Source organism: Deinococcus ficus, from assembly GCF_003444775.1.
In the GTDB taxonomy this organism is placed as follows: Bacteria; Deinococcota; Deinococci; order Deinococcales; family Deinococcaceae; genus Deinococcus; species Deinococcus ficus.
Map to the genome: position 1 here is coordinate 360,396 of NZ_CP021082.1, position 14,041 is coordinate 374,436.

Below are 14,041 nucleotides of genomic sequence, written 5' to 3' on the forward strand. Positions count from 1 at the left end.
GCTGTGGGCAGAATGACGCTGCGAATCGCGCTGGTCGACGACAACCCCATGGACCGCCACCTCGCCGCCGAAGCCCTCGACGAGGTCTGCCCCGGCTGCGTGGCCGAAACGTTCGCCAGCGGACAGGCCCTGCTGCGCCACCTGCACGCCGCGCCGCTGCCCGACCTGCTGCTGCTCGACCTGAACATGCCCGGCCTCACCGGCCTGGACGTCCTCCAGGCCCTGAAGGCCGACCCGCGCCTGAGCCTGATGCCCGTGGTGGTCCTCACGACGTCCAGCGCCCCGTCGGACATCGAGCAGGCCTACGCCCTGCACGCCAGCTCGTACCTCGTGAAGGCCGCCACGTTCACCGAGTTTCTGGGGCAGGTGGACGCGCTCATCCGTTACTGGACCCTCAACCGCACCGTGCCCGCACGGCCGGCGGAGTTCAGCCGAAGGTCTGCACGATCAGCGTGAGCAGGCCGAGCCCGAGGACGCCCAGCAGGACATTGAACGTGAGTTCAAGCCAGTCCCGTTTCATGCCCTCACCTTAATGCCCGCCCGGACGCCGCGTTGCCTGATCTGTGGACCGCTCAGCCCGGCCCGTACTCCCGGGGCTGCGTGGAGATGGCCCGGCTGGCCACCTGTACCGCCTGGCACAGCGCCTCCGGCAGCGCCGCGCCCCGCAGGAGGTGGTGCAGGTACGCGGCGTTCCAGGTGTCGCCCGCCCCGACCGAGTCGATGACGTCCACCTCCGGCGCGGCCTGTCTCGTGACGCCCTGGCGGGTGCCGGCGATCACGCCCCGCGCGCCGCACTTGATCACCACCGTGCCCTGAGGGTGCACGCCGTCCGTCAGCAGCGCCAGCGCCTCGTCCGGCCCGCCTGCGCCGGTCAGCTGCTGCGCCTCGAGCTCGTTGATCAGCAGGTGATGCACCTGCGGCAGCCAGGCCATCACCTCCGCGCGGACGTCCGCGGTGAATCCCTCGTCCGGCCACCCGAAGTCCAGGGCGACGGGGGTGCCCTGCCGCGCGAAATGCGCCAGGAGGGCCGGGTACTCCCGCCTCAGCCGCGGCGTCAGGAAGGCGCCGGCCAGCAGGACCAGGCGGGCAGCCGGCAGCCAGGGCCGGGCGGCCTCCCAGCTCAGCTCGCGCAGGTGCCCGAGGTGCGTCAGGAACGTCCGCTCCCCGTTGGGATGCGCGGCGGCGACCGTCAGGGAGGTGGGGCCGGGCGAGGCGATCCAGTGGACCGGCCCGGCCGGCGTGTGCGCCCGCAGCCACTGCCCGGCGAGGTCGTCCCCGACGGTGCTGACGGCCGCGAAGCGGGTGCCCAGCGCGGCGCACGCCAGGACGGCGTTCCCGGCGTTGCCGCCGACACGCCAGGTCAGCTGATCCACCAGTCGCTCGGTGCCCTCCTGCGGCCAGTGGTCCAGCGGCCCGAGAATCAGGTCGACGTTGATGTTGCCCAGGATCACCAGATCGGCGCTTCCGGTCATGACGGCGGCCCCGGGAGCGGAAAGTCCACGCGCAGGCCCGCGAACAGGTCCGTGAGCGGGTACTCGGGAATCACCCCGCGCGACCCGCCGAGGCTGTAGGTCTCCGTGCTCAGCAGGGGCTGCAGCTGAGCCTCGCTGAGCGTGCCGAGCGTGCTGGCCGGCCCGGTCTGGCTGCGGTGCGCGAACAGCGCCGCGCGTTTCTGCCCGGCGTGCGCGCGCACGTCGAGCCGCGCGGCGATGGTGCAGTCGCACACCGCGAACACCTCCGGGGAGAGCCCGTCGAGCACGCCGAGGGCCTGACCGCTTTGCAGCGCGAGCATCTCCTCGCGCGTCTGAACGGTGTAGAAGAGCCGCTCGATCTTCACGCGCCGGAACCCGCTGCTGCTGAAAGCCGCGGTGGCCACGCGGTGCGCGACGAGGTGGTCCGGGTGGCCGTACATGCCGTGCGGGTCGAAGGTCAGCATGACCTGCGGCCGCACCTGCTCGATCACGGCCAGCAGCCGGGCTTCCATCTCCAGCGGGTCGGCGTTGATGGTGGCGTCCGGATCGTGCCGCCGCAGCCGCTCACCGCGCCCGCTGTCGTGGTAGTCGAGGAAGATGGGCGGCCGGGCGCCCAGGATCCGGCAGGCGTGCTGAAGTTCCTGCTCGCGCTGCGTGGCCAGGCACTCGACCTGCAGGGCGGGGTCGGTATTGCGGCCCGCTTCTCCTCGCGTGAGGCACACCAGCGTGACCTCCGCACCCCGCGCGGCGTAGTGGGCGAGGGTGCCGCCGCAGCGCAGCGTCTCGTCGTCCGGGTGGGCGAAGACCGCCAGCAGGGAAGCGCGCATCAGCCCTTCAGGCCGGTCATGACGATGCCGTCGATGATCTGCTTCTGGAAGAAGGCGAACACCAGGAGCACGGGAATCACGGCGAGGCTGCTGGCGGCCATGATCAGGCCCCAGTTGGTGCCGGCCTCGCCGTTGAACAGGGCCGTGCCGACCGGCAGCGTCCGGAACTCGGGTTTCTGGATGGCGATCAAGGGCCACAGGAAGGCGTTCCAGTTGCCCAGGAAGGTGAAGATCGCCAGGCTGGCCAGGGCGGGTTTCACGAGGGGCATGGCGATCGTCCAGAAGATGCCGAACTCGCCCATGCCGTCGATCCTCGCGGCTTCGAGCAGATCGGTGGGCAGCGACTCGAAGAACTGCTTCATCAGGAACACGCCGAACGCGCTGATCAGCCCGGGGAACATGATCGCCAGGTACGCGCCGGGCGTGGTGGCGGTCAGGTGCAGGTCGCTGATGCCGACGAACCAGGGAATGACGAGCATCTCCGTGGGAATCATCAGCGTGGAGAGGATCAGCAGGAAGATCAGGTTCTTGCCGGGAAAGTCGAACTTCGCGAGGGTGTACCCGACCAGGGAGTCGAAGAACAGCACGCTGGCGGTGGTCACCGCGGCGATCAGGAGGCTGTTGCCGAACCACACCAGGAATTTCGTGCGGGTGAGCACCTCAGTGTAGTTGGCCAGGGTGGGGTCCTGCGGGACGAAGTTCAGCTGGAAGATCTCCTGCACGCCCTTGAGGCTGGTCAGGACCATCCACGCGAACGGGAAGAGCGTCACGAACACGCCCAGCGTGAGCACGACGTACGCCAGGGCGGTCTTGAGGTTCGGGGCGCGGCGCACGCGCTCCGGCATGGTGCGGGGGGGCAGGAGGGTCTCGGTGAGGGGATCGGTCATGCGTCGTACCGCCGGGTCAGGAATTTGAGCTGGATCACCGTGATCAGCAGGATGATGCCGAACAGGACCACCGTGATCGCGGAGGCGTACCCCATGGAAAAGCGGCCGAACGCCATCTGGTAGATGTACAGCGCGACCGTCAGGGTGCTGCCGAGCGGGCCGCCCTGGTCGGTGAAGTTCAGGTTCACCACCTGCGTGAACAGTTGCAGGTACGCGATCGTGCCGGTGACCACGCTGAAGACGATGGTGGGGTTCAAAAGCGGCCAGGTGATGCGCCGGAACGCCTGCCATCCGGTGGCGCCGTCGATCTCCGCGGCCTCGTAGTAGGTCCGGGGGATGGCGGCCAGGCCCGCCAGGAACAGCACCACCTGAAAGCCCAGGTTCTGCCACACGACCAGCGCGACCGTGGTCGGCAGCGCCTGGCGCGGGGACGTCAGGAATTCCTGCGGAGGCAGCCCGGCCAGGTCGAGCAGGGTGTTCACCGGGCCGAACTGCGGGCTGAACAGCCACTGCCACACCCAGGCGGCGGCGACGACCGGCGTGACGTACGGCGCGAAGTACACCGCCCGGTACAGGCCCCGCAGCGCCTGAATGCGCCCGAGCAGCAGGGCGATGACCAGGCCCAGCGCGATCTGCAGGGGCACGCCCAGCACGGTGTACAGCGCGGTGTTGCGCAGGGCCTGCCCGAACTTCGCGTCCTGCAGGAGCTGGCGGTAGTTGTCCAGGCCGACGAACGGCTGCTGCTCCTTGAGGATGTTCCAGTCGAACAGGCTCATGCGCAGGGCCAGGAAGGTGGGCAGGAAGCGCACGATCACGAAGAAGGCCAGGGGCAGCAGCAGGAACAGGTACGCGGTGCGGATCTGGTGCCGTTTCAGGCTGCTGCGGGCGGTGGGGCGCGGCAGGGTGCCGCGCGGCGTGTCAGTCATGAAGCGCTCCTGCGGGAATGGCGGGGACACGAAAGGAAGAGGGAGGAGCCGGCGGCTCCCGGTCCCCCTTCCCCCTCGGCGTGGAGCCGGCCGTCACGCGTTACTTGTAGTAGCTGTTGAGGATCTTCTGCTCGTCCGCGGCGATCTTCTTCATCGCGTCGGCCGGGCTCATGCCCTGCTTGAGCACGGAGTTGATGCCGTCCAGCCAGGCCTGGCGCTGCCCGGCCTCGTCGACGAACAGGGTGGAACTGGCGAACGGCAGGGCCTGCACGAAGGCGCCGTAGACGGGATCGGTGCGCAGGGCGGGGTCACCGACCAGTTTCTTGCTGGCAGGAATCTCACCCACCGCGCGCAGCCAGGTGTTCATGGTTTCCTCGGTGGTGAGGAACTTGATGAACTTCACGGCGGCAGCGAGCTTGTCGCCCTTGGCGTTCTTGGTGATGCCGTTCACCCAGTACGAGCCGAAGTTGCCGCGGACGCTGCTGTTCTTGAAGGTGGGCAGCGGCACCACGCCCCAGTTGAATTTCGCGCCGCTCTTGATCGAAGCGATGGCGAAGGACCCGTCGATGATCATGCCGGCCTTCCCGGCGATGAAGGCGTCACGGTAGCCGTTGTTGCCGGGAAAGTAGTTCTGCGCCCCGATTTTGTGCTTGGTGAGGAGCTCGGTGTAGAACTTCATGGCGCTGACGCCCGCCTCGGTGTTGTAGTTCACCTTCTTGCCGCCGTCGGCGTAGGGCGTGCCCCCGTACTGCCGGATCAGCACCTCGCGGAGCATCTGCCAGTCCTGGCCGTCCGGAGAGATCCCGAAGCCGATCTGCGAGTAGCGGGGCGCGGTGCCCTTGGTCATCTTCTGCGCGGCAGTGATGAAGTCCTCCCACGTGCGCGGCACGGTCAGCACCTTGGAGGCCTTCATCATGTCCTTGTTGTAGAAGAGTGCCAGGGTGCGCACGCTGGTGGGCAGGGCGTAGTACTTCCCGCCGATCTTGCTGGTCTTGATCATGGGCACGAAGGTGCTCTCGATCCTGGCCGTGGGGAAGTCCTTTTCCGGCAGGGGCTGCAGGAAGCCGCCGCCCACGTACTGGGGCAGCCAGCCGTAGAAGAGGTTCACGACGTCGGGCCCCTGTCCGGCGGGCACGCTGGACGCCACTTTCTGGTTGTAGGCGTCGTAGGGGAAGGTCTCCTGCTTGATCTTGATGTCCGGGTTCTGCGCTTCGAACTTCTTGATCAGGTCGTTCATGGTGCTGACCTTGCTGGCGAAATCGTACTGCCAGTAGGTGAGCGTGACCGGGGCGGCCGAGGCGGTGACGGTGAGGGCGGCCATCAGTGCGAGCAGTTTTTTCATGGTGAACTCCTGTGGGGAGGGAAACTGGCGGGTGGAAGGTGAGCTTACTGCCCGAGCGTAATGCGCGGCCAGAGGTACGGCAGGGCCTGCTTGCCGCCCCAGGAGAACGCCGCCCAGGCGATGCCGCTCTGGCTGATGTTCGCGCCCGGGCGGGCGTCTTTGGTGTCGCCGTCGTACATCACGAGGTTCAGTCCGATGGTCTGCCCCGCTTTCGGCTGGGTGGGCATCGCCGCCCAGGGCAGGCGGAACTCGATGTCGTACCCGGCGTCGGTCTTTCTGGAGGCGACCTGCATGCCGGGCGCGGTCTCCTCCATCACGCCCTGGTTGGCGTCGGCGTCCCGGAAGCCGCGGGCACCGAACCCGGCGGTGGTGCAGGGGAACGCGGCGGCCATCAGGGTGGTGGATGTGTCGCGGCTCGCGCCGGTCGGGTCGACGGTCACGCCGATCGCGTCGGACCGCAACTGCGCCTTGACGTCGTCCGGGGCGATGTTGCAGGCGACGAGTTCGTCCTTGACGCTCAGGCCCACGTACAGGAACTGCTCGTCGTAGGCGAGTTTGAAGCTGGCGCTGGCGTCCGCGTCGTTGTCGGGCTTGGTGCGCCACCACAGGTCGGCCGGCCCGATGCTGCCGCCCGCGCCGGCACTCAGGTCACTGAGGTCCCCGTCGATCTTCGGGGGGGTGCTCACGCGCGGAATCGTGAGGCTGGGCAGCAGGTACGCGCCGGCAGTGTCCTTGTAATCGCCGGTGTTGAGGGTGACGGGCAGCAGGGCACTCTGCCGGCCGGCGGGCAGCGCGGCCGGGCTGACCTCCACGTTCACGGTGAGTTCCTGGGACTGGCCGGGGTTCAGGGTGTACCGGGGCGCGTCGCGCACGGTGAGGCCGGCCGGGAGGGTCAGGTTGACCTGGCCGGAGGCGGGCGCGCTGCCGCGGTTGGTCACGGTGACCTTGACCGGCGTGACCTGGCCGATCACCAGGGGCAGGCGCGTGGCCTGGTTGCCGATCACCCAGTCGGTGCCGGTCTCCCGCGCGAAGGCCTGGTAGCCGGCGATGTCGAACGTCGGCGTGAAGGTGGCCACGACGGCCGGCACGGGCCGGACGTATGTGAGCGTCCGGCCGCTGATCGCCTGCGCACCAAGCTTCGCGGTGTACGACGCGGTCAGGGCGAACCGGTCGGCGGCCGTGCCGGCCGGTGCGGTCACCCGGAAGGTGGTGCTGACGGTCTCGCCCGGGGCGAGGGGGCGCGCGGCCGATGGGCCGGTCACGGTCCAGCCGGCGGGACCGGTCAGGCGCAGCTGCAGGGCGTCGAGCTTCTCCTTCGAGGTGTTCGTGAACGTGACGGTCACGTCCGAAGGCTGCGCCGCGCCGATCTCGTACGCCTTGGGCCGGGCCGAGAACTGGAAGCCCGTGGGGGACGCGGTGCCGGCCACGAACACCCCGTCGAGCAGGGACGTTTCCTTCTCCGGTGTGGCGACCCGGGAGGCCACCAGCATGAACGTCTCGGGGTTGGCGGTCTTGGCGGGCAGGGAGCTGAAGGTGTCCCAGCCCTGCGTGCGGTAGTTGTACTGCGCGATGTTCTTCAGGTCCGCGTAGCGCACCCGGGCGGTGCGGGAGACGTCGTCGGTGGGCACGGCGAGGGTGGCCGCGTCCGCGCTCGGCGGGTAGTAGTACAGCTTCAGCGGGGTGAACGGCGCGATGCCTTCTTTTTTCAGCTCCGGGCAGTAGGTGCTGTCCCCGGCGTAGTTGTACGCCAGGGTGGCGGCGCGAGCGGCCATCTGGTGCTGCCCGTGCGTGCCCGGCCCCGGCCACATGGTGACGAGCACCTCCGGGCGGCGCAGGCGCACCAGGCGGATCACGTCACACACGAACGCCTGACCGCCCCATTTCTTCTCGGTCTCCTCGGCCGAGAGCGTGAAGTAGAAGTCCGTCAGGCCCAGGAAGTGAGGGCTGTCGATGCCCAGCATGGCCAGAGAGCGGCGTTCCTCCTCCTCCCGGATGAGGCCCAGGGCGCGCCCGGTCTCGGTGCCGGTGGCGTTCCCGCCGCCCTCGCCGCCCGTGAGGGTGATGACCGTGCCCTTGTACCCCTGGTCGAGCGCGTACCGCGCGAAGGTGGCGGACACCCCGCCGTCGTCGTCCGGGTGCGCGCCGATGAAAATGAAGTCCACGTCCATCAGGTCCACGCCGCTGACCGTCCCGCCGTAACTGCCAGGCCCGGTGGGCGGGGTGGCGGGCGGCGCGGGGGCCGGGGTGGTCTGCGCGGCGGCAAGACACAGGAGGGAGGTCAGGATGGTCGCGGCGACTCTGTGCTTCATGTGGACTCCTTTACACCAGGGGCGGGAAGTGAGCGGGCGGCGGTCATGGCCGGGCGTCGTCCGCGGCCGGAGTCCGGGCCGTGGACGCGTCGGGGGTGAGGCCCTCGAGGTGGGCCCTGGACTGCAGGAAGTGCCGGGCGAACGCCTCGTGCTGGTGTGCGTCGGCCTGCAGGCGCGCCTCGGCGCCGGCGAGTTCCTCACGCATGGCGCTGGGGGCGGGGCCGCCCAGGGTGGTGCGGCGCGCGATGAACTCCTGGGGGCTCAGTGCGCTGGTCAGTTCGGCCTGACTGAGGTCCACGCCGCAGACCTGCAGGTCCTCGAGCGTGAGGGAGTCCACCGACCGGACCTGCCCCCGCAGGTGCTCGAGGACGTGCTTGACCTGCCCGTGCGCGGTCCGGAAGCCGCACCCGGACTTCCGGGTGATGGCGTCGGCGAGTTCGGTGACGGGAGACTCGCCCTGCTGCGCTTCCTGCAGCCACCGGACGCGGTCGACGACCGGGTTGGTGAGCGAGGCGGTGAGCAGTTCCACGCCCTCGCGGAACTCGTGCCACATGCTGCTCAGCGGCGGCTGGATGTCCGGGCCGGGATCGTTGATGTCCCCGAAGGGCACGTTGTGGCTGGACAGGATCACGCTCTGCGTGATGCCGATCGCCTTGCTGAACTTCGTGCGGGCGTGCTCGAGGGCCACCGGGTTGCGTTTCTGCGGCATCACGCTGCTGCCCTGCACCAGCCCGTCTTCGAGGATCAGCAGGCCCCGCGAGGCCCACAGCAGCAGGTCGTACAGGACGCGGGAGAGCGTGGTGGAGATGACCGTGATCACGCTGGCGACCTCGACCTGCCAGTCACTGGCACTCACGGCGTCGTAGGTGTTCTCGATGGGCCGGTCGAAGGCGAGCAGCTGCGAGGTGGCGTGCCGGTCGATGGGAAAGCTCGTGCCGCCCAGGGCGACGGCGCCCATGGGGCTGAGGTTCACGCGGCTCAGCGCGCCGAACAGCCGGTCGGTGTCACGCGCGAGGTTGTTCTCCACGGCCGTGAGGTAATGGGCGAGCGTGGTGGGCTGCGCCGGCTGGTGGTGGGTGTAGGCGACGATCACGGTGTCGATCTCCCGACCGGCGAAGTCCAGCAGCGTGCGCCGCAGCGTCAGGACCCGCTGCGTGGCGCGCATCAGGCGCGAGCGGGCCGAGAGGCGGTAGATGGTCATGTCCAGGTCGTTGCGGGACAGCGCCGTGCGCAGCGCGCCGGCCGCGGCGGAATCCTGCGCGGCGAGGTTCTGGTCGAGGGTGAAGAACACGTCCTCGATCCGGGGGTCGTACGGCGGGAACGGCTCCTGCCGGAAGGCCCGGAGCAGCTGCGCGGCGTCCCGGGCGTGCTCCACGCCGACCGAGTCGAGCATCAGGGCGTGGGCGGTCAGTGCGTCGAACAGGTGCGGCAGGAGGTGCTCGCTGGCGTAGGTGTAATCCGGTTGAAGCACGGCTTTGAGGTACGTGTCATGCCACATGGCTCTCCCGTTCCCGGCGGTCCACGGCGTCCAGCCGGGCGAGAATCGCGGCGCGGCCGGCCTCGACGGCGCGGATGACGGCCCCGTCCCGCACCAGGTCGCCGCAGGTGGGGTCCACCACGGCCTGCACGCCGGCCGGCAGGAGCGGCGTGGTGAGGTGCAGCAGGGTCGGCCCGGCGGCGGCGCCGCCGATCACGATGTGCTGCAGGTCGAGGCTGTACGCCAGGGTCGCCAGGGCGAACGCGGTCGCGGCGCTGCGCTGTGCGGCGGGCAGCTGCTCGACCGCGTCATGCCCGGCCGGCACCGGCCAGGGACTGCGGCCGACCTCGCCGGCCCGGCCGCCGGCGCCGCGGTACAGGTCGCCGTCCAGCAGAAGCCCCAGGCCGGTGCCGGTCTGGCGTTCGAGCAGCACGGCCAGAAAGCGGTACTCGGGGCAGCGGCTGGAGACGGCCAGGGCCGCGAGGTTGGCGTCGTTCTCGAAGAGCACGGCGGTGCCGGCCGCGCTGAGGTCGTCGCGCAGCCCGTCACTGTGCAGTTCAGGCAGGGCATTGGGTTCGGCGATGCGGCCCTGGTGGTCCACCGGAGCCGGCACACCGAACACGGCGCTGCACAGCGGGCCCTGCGCCGAGAGGCGGCCCAGCAGGCCGGCGAGGGCGGCGTTGAGATCGCCGGTGACGGCCGCCTCGCCCTGGGTGACGGTCTGGCCACCGAGGGTGGCGAGGTGGTAGCGCACCCGGCCGGGCTGCAGGTCGAGTCCGGCCGCCTGACCGAGGGCGGGATGGAGGGTGACCAGCTGGGGGGTGCGGCCCAGGGCCTGGGGGGTGCCGCCGGTCAGGGTGACGAGCTGCAGATCCTGGAGTTCCTGTACGACGGCGTTGACGGTGACCTTGGACAGGCCGGTGCGGTCCGCCAGCTGGGGGCGGGTCATGGGCTCGCGGAGGATGAGTTCGGTGATCTGGCGGCGATTCTGCCGACGTAACGCCCTTGGTTGACCCAAAACGTCCACCTCTAGTTAAGAAACTTTACGAACGAAGGCAGCATACACAGCCCTGACCCTTCCTGCAACGTTCATCAGGCATTCATCAACAGTGGAGCCGTCCAGGACGAATTCGGCCGCCGCCGTGCACCACGCTGTTCCTCACCCCGCCGCTCGATTCATAAAGCCCCGCTTTTCCTGCCTGAGCACGATGAGGACCGGCCCGCCTCCTATGCTGTGAAGGTGATCGACTGGCCGACGCTGGATGGCCTGATCCAGAACCTCGCGTTCCTGGTCGCAGGCGTCACCGCCATTGTCTTCACCTACCCCGCCGGGCACCGCCAGGACACCCCGGGCGCCCTGGCCCTGCGGTACGTCCTGACCGTCACGCTCGGCATCTACCTCACCTTCAAGGGCATCGTCTTCCCCGGGGACCTGCGCTTCGACTTCCGGTCCGTGGTCGTGGCGATCGTCGCCCGCCGTTACGGCGCCGGACCGGCCCTGCTGGTGGCCCTCCCCATCGCCGGCTTCCGCCTCGGCCTGGGCAGCGGCGTCGGCGCCTGGCTGGGCATCCTGCAGATGACGGTGGTCGCCCTGGTCGGCGCCACCGGGACCGGCTGGTGGCGGCTGCACGCCCCTTTCATGGACGAGCCCGTCACCTGGCGCTGGTGGCGGCCCTTCGCGCTGTTCGCCGCGGCGAACGTGACCCTGTTCCCCGCCTTCGGCACCACCTGGACCGAGGCGCTGCCGGCGTACCTGCTGTCGGTCATCCTGTCCGCCGTGGGGCTGTTCGTCGCCTTCGAGATCAAGCACAACCGCCTGCAGAACCTGGCGCACACGTTCCACCTCACCCAACTTGCCACTGTGGACAGCCTCACCGGGGCCCTCAACCGGCGGCAGTTCGACCTGGACCTCAGCACCCTCGATCCGGCGCAGCCGGCCTTCGTGCTCATGCTGGACCTCGACCACTTCAAACGGATCAACGACAGCTACGGGCACGCCGTGGGCGACCGGGTGCTGGTGGCCCTGGCCGACCTGATCCGTGAAAGCACCCGGGCCTCGGACTGCTTGTACCGCCTGGGCGGGGAGGAATTCGCCGTGCTGCTGCACGAGGGCACCCTCGACGACGCCCAGGAGGTGGCCGACCGGGTGAGGCGCGCCGTGGAACACGACCTCGCCGCGCGGGTCGGTCTGCACGGGGAGCGCATCACCTGCTCCGGCGGCCTCGCCCCGGTGGTCGGCGACCGTCACCGGGCGGTGCAGGTGGCCGACCGTCATCTCTACCGCGCCAAGCAGGCCGGCCGTAACCGCGTGCACGGGTAGGCCGGGCGACCGGGACCTTCACCAACCATCAGGACTCCGCCACGGCTCCCCCGGCGGGCGGTAGCGTGACCTCACCCCGCCCTTCCGCGGAACGACACGACTGCCATGGACCACCACGACACCACCCCAGAGCCCGTCCCGGACACCACGCCGGAGAGCGCCGCATTGCCGGAGCAGGCGCCTCCCCTGTTCCTGGACGCGCCGGTCGCCGCGCTGCTGCTCACGCTGGACGGCCGGATCACCGCGATGAACTCACTCGCCCACGGCCTGCTGGGTCTGCCCGTGGAACCTCCGCAGCGCCGGGCCTTCTCGGCGCTGCTCGCCGCCCGGTCCAGGGCCGCCTTCCGCAGCGCCCTGGACCGGGCAGTGCTGGACATAGGACGGCAGAGCCTGGAAGCCCGGATGCCGGTGCGCGCCGGTCCGGACCTGGACCTGGAGGTGCGGCTGGACCTGGCGGCCGTGCGCCCGCACGGTGAGCCGGTGCAGGTGCAGGTCGTCGTCACGGACCTTACCCCCTTCAAACAGGCGCACCAGACGCTGCTGGACAGCCAGGAAACATACGCGGGGCAGCTGCAGAGCAGCGGCGCCCGGTCCAGGGCGCTGAACGAGGAACTCGAGCAGGTGGTCGGCGCCGTCCTGCAGGAACTGTACCTGCCGGCCAGCCGGGTGATGGCTGCCACCGGCCAGCTGCGCCAGGCCCTGGGCCCGGCGGCCGACGACGTGCAGGCTCAGCTGCTGCCCATCGAGCAGGCCAGCCAGCAGCAGCTGGCCATCATCCAGTCGGTGGAACGCTACATGCAGGCCCGGCGCCTCCGGCCCAGACTGCGGCCCGTCGCGCTGGGTGGGCTGATCGAGGAGATCCGCGCGACCCTGAAGCCCCTGCTCGCCGACCGGAACGTGCAGGTCACCCAGGACGCCCTGCCGGTAGTGCTCGGGGACCGGCAGGCGCTGACCCTGATTCTCGAGGAGTACCTGTCCAACGCGCTGAAGTTCACGCGCTCCCGCAACCCGGCGCGCCTGCACGTCCTGCTGCGTGAGACGGACACCGAATACCTGATCGGCGTGGAGGACAACGGCGTGGGGTTTTCCATGCGGCACCGCGCGCGGCTGTTCCGGCTGTTCCAGCGCCTGCACGCCGCCAGCGACTACGAGGGCTCCGCGCTGGGCCTCGCCACCGTGCAGCGGGTCGCCGCGGCGTACGGGGCGCGCGTGTGGGGTGAAGGCCGGGTGGATCAGGGCGCCACCTTCTGGCTTGCCTGGCCCCGGGAACCCCGGATCCGGAAGTAGGAACGGGCCCCGCGTCGCTGCATAGCGGCCTGAATCCATGTATCCCTGACGACTCATGAGGCAGACCTGGAGGCCTATTCGGGCGATTCAACGCCTGGCCCCCATCCTGCTCAAGAAGGCTTAGAAACGCAGCCGCTGGACGGACACCGAGATGACCTGCTGACCACGTTCAGCACGGTAATTCCTCCGTAATGGTGTGGAGGCAGCATTCAGCCGCAGGGGCTGGCCCTGGGCCGGGGCCATGTCGTGAGGCCTCCGCAGGGCGCGTCCCCGGGGGGATCGCCATGCAAAACCAACCGTACAGCAGGCAGATCAAGGGGTTCGCCGCACCGGGGTTCCGATCACCGCACCCAGCCCGGCGACTCCGGGGCCGTCCCCTCCTCTGGGGAGCGGGCGCGCTGGCCGGGCTGGGCTTCCTGGGCTGGCTGGGCCTGCAGGTCCAGCCCCGGCCCTTCCCACCGGCCTTCCCGGGCCCGGGCGTCACCCGGACGGTGCCGCTGCCGGCCGGGCTTCCCGGACCGGTGGACCGCTACTACCGGCAGACGTACGGTGAACGCCTCCCGGTGATCACGTCCGCGGTCATCACCGGCCGGGCCACGCTGAGGCCCGTCCCGGGCGGCCCGACCTTCCCTGCCCGGTTCCGGTTCATTCACGAGGCCGGGCGGAACTACCGGCATTACATCGAGGCCACCTGGTTCGGCCTGCCCCTCCTGCGCGTCAACGAGGCGTACCTGGACGGCGTGAGCCGCCAGGAGATGCCGCGTCCCCTGCCGTCCAGTACCGGGGACCCGAAGGGCGCGCAGGCCGCCAATCTGGGCCTCTGGTCGGAGACGCTGTGGATGACCGCGGTGTACCTGACCGATCCGCGCGTGCGCTGGGAGGCGGTGGACGACACCACCGCCCTGCTGCGGGTGCCGTTCGGGCAGGCGGAGGAAACGTACGTGGTGCGCTTCGACCCGGTGACCGGCCGGCCGGCGATGATGGAAGTGATGCGCTACCAGAACGCGGCGGACGAGGCGAAAACCCTTTGGCTGAACCTGACGCTGAGCTGGGCGGATTTCGGGGGCGTGACCCTCCCCGGAAAAGCCGCGGCCCACTGGCTGAACCAGGCCCGGCCCTGGGCGGTCTTCACCGCCGAACAGGTCACGTACAACGCCGACGTGGGGGAAGCCGTCCGGGGGCGCGGCCCTTAGC

General features: G+C 69.8%; 12 protein-coding genes. 4 read left to right on the forward strand and 8 right to left on the reverse strand.

The features are described from left to right. Positions 1 to 12: 12 nt before the first annotated feature. On the forward strand, positions 13 to 456 hold the full coding sequence (locus DFI_RS15265) for a response regulator (RefSeq protein WP_027463724.1): 444 nt from the start codon (positions 13 to 15) through the stop codon (positions 454 to 456). Positions 457 to 572: 116 nt separating this feature from the next. Here the strand turns inward: DFI_RS15265 and DFI_RS15270 are convergent, their stop codons facing one another. From DFI_RS15270 to DFI_RS15305, 8 genes are all read right to left on the reverse strand, one after another. Continuing rightward, on the reverse strand, positions 573 to 1,472 hold the full coding sequence (locus DFI_RS15270) for a carbohydrate kinase family protein (protein ID WP_027463723.1): 900 nt from the start codon (positions 1,470 to 1,472) through the stop codon (positions 573 to 575). After that, on the reverse strand, positions 1,469 to 2,299 hold the full coding sequence (locus DFI_RS15275) for a PIG-L family deacetylase (RefSeq protein ID WP_043778964.1): 831 nt from the start codon (positions 2,297 to 2,299) through the stop codon (positions 1,469 to 1,471). Before DFI_RS15275 ends, DFI_RS15270 begins: the two co-directional genes overlap by 4 nt. After that, a complete protein-coding gene (locus DFI_RS15280) occupies positions 2,299 to 3,144 on the reverse strand; it encodes a carbohydrate ABC transporter permease (protein ID WP_043779005.1) in 846 nt (281 codons plus the stop codon). Before DFI_RS15280 ends, DFI_RS15275 begins: the two co-directional genes overlap by 1 nt. Before the next feature lie 38 nt (positions 3,145 to 3,182). After that, positions 3,183 to 4,112 carry a carbohydrate ABC transporter permease gene (locus DFI_RS15285; RefSeq protein ID WP_081425928.1) on the reverse strand — a complete coding sequence of 310 codons (930 nt, stop codon included), beginning with the start codon at positions 4,110 to 4,112 and terminating at the stop codon, positions 3,183 to 3,185. A gap of 100 nt (positions 4,113 to 4,212) precedes the next feature. Further along, a complete protein-coding gene (locus DFI_RS15290) occupies positions 4,213 to 5,454 on the reverse strand; it encodes an extracellular solute-binding protein (RefSeq protein WP_022802632.1) in 1,242 nt (413 codons plus the stop codon). 44 nt (positions 5,455 to 5,498) lie between these two features. Then, entirely contained in the window at positions 5,499 to 7,763 is a 2,265-nt protein-coding gene (locus DFI_RS15295) for an NEW3 domain-containing protein (RefSeq protein ID WP_027463720.1), read from the reverse strand. A gap of 43 nt (positions 7,764 to 7,806) precedes the next feature. Continuing rightward, positions 7,807 to 9,261, reverse strand: coding sequence for a lyase family protein (locus tag DFI_RS15300; RefSeq protein ID WP_051308090.1), 1,455 nt, complete (start codon positions 9,259 to 9,261; stop codon positions 7,807 to 7,809). After that, on the reverse strand, positions 9,251 to 10,189 hold the full coding sequence (locus tag DFI_RS15305) for an ROK family transcriptional regulator (RefSeq protein WP_027463719.1): 939 nt from the start codon (positions 10,187 to 10,189) through the stop codon (positions 9,251 to 9,253). Before DFI_RS15305 ends, DFI_RS15300 begins: the two co-directional genes overlap by 11 nt. A gap of 291 nt (positions 10,190 to 10,480) precedes the next feature. Between DFI_RS15305 and DFI_RS15310 the strand changes: the two genes are divergently transcribed. From DFI_RS15310 to DFI_RS15320, 3 genes are all read left to right on the forward strand, one after another. After that, the gene (locus tag DFI_RS15310; RefSeq protein ID WP_051308088.1) at positions 10,481 to 11,560 is read left to right on the forward strand and encodes a GGDEF domain-containing protein; all 1,080 of its coding nucleotides are present in this window, start codon (positions 10,481 to 10,483) and stop codon (positions 11,558 to 11,560) included. Positions 11,561 to 11,665: 105 nt separating this feature from the next. After that, positions 11,666 to 12,847 (forward strand): sensor histidine kinase, encoded by a 1,182-nt coding sequence (locus tag DFI_RS15315; RefSeq protein ID WP_051308086.1) that lies wholly within the window; start codon positions 11,666 to 11,668, stop codon positions 12,845 to 12,847. A 284-nt stretch (positions 12,848 to 13,131) separates the two neighbouring features. Then, positions 13,132 to 14,040: a DUF6544 family protein gene (locus DFI_RS15320; protein ID WP_211235363.1), complete on the forward strand. Its 909-nt coding sequence runs from the start codon at positions 13,132 to 13,134 to the stop codon at positions 14,038 to 14,040. Position 14,041: the final 1 nt, after the last annotated feature.

Excerpts from the sequence above, each read along its gene's own strand:
- DFI_RS15265 (WP_027463724.1), top strand. The coding sequence starts at position 13 with ATGACGCTGCGAATCGCGCTGGTCGACGACAACCCCATGGACCGCCAC.
- DFI_RS15270 (WP_027463723.1), bottom strand. The coding sequence starts at position 1,472 with ATGACCGGAAGCGCCGATCTGGTGATCCTGGGCAACATCAACGTCGAC.
- DFI_RS15275 (WP_043778964.1), bottom strand. The coding sequence starts at position 2,299 with ATGCGCGCTTCCCTGCTGGCGGTCTTCGCCCACCCGGACGACGAGACG.
- DFI_RS15280 (WP_043779005.1), bottom strand. The coding sequence starts at position 3,144 with ATGCCGGAGCGCGTGCGCCGCGCCCCGAACCTCAAGACCGCCCTGGCG.
- DFI_RS15285 (WP_081425928.1), bottom strand. The coding sequence starts at position 4,112 with ATGACTGACACGCCGCGCGGCACCCTGCCGCGCCCCACCGCCCGCAGC.
- DFI_RS15290 (WP_022802632.1), bottom strand. The coding sequence starts at position 5,454 with ATGAAAAAACTGCTCGCACTGATGGCCGCCCTCACCGTCACCGCCTCG.
- DFI_RS15295 (WP_027463720.1), bottom strand. The coding sequence starts at position 7,763 with ATGAAGCACAGAGTCGCCGCGACCATCCTGACCTCCCTCCTGTGTCTT.
- DFI_RS15300 (WP_051308090.1), bottom strand. The coding sequence starts at position 9,261 with ATGTGGCATGACACGTACCTCAAAGCCGTGCTTCAACCGGATTACACC.
- DFI_RS15305 (WP_027463719.1), bottom strand. The coding sequence starts at position 10,189 with ATGACCCGCCCCCAGCTGGCGGACCGCACCGGCCTGTCCAAGGTCACC.
- DFI_RS15315 (WP_051308086.1), top strand. The coding sequence starts at position 11,666 with ATGGACCACCACGACACCACCCCAGAGCCCGTCCCGGACACCACGCCG.
- DFI_RS15320 (WP_211235363.1), top strand. The coding sequence starts at position 13,132 with ATGCAAAACCAACCGTACAGCAGGCAGATCAAGGGGTTCGCCGCACCG.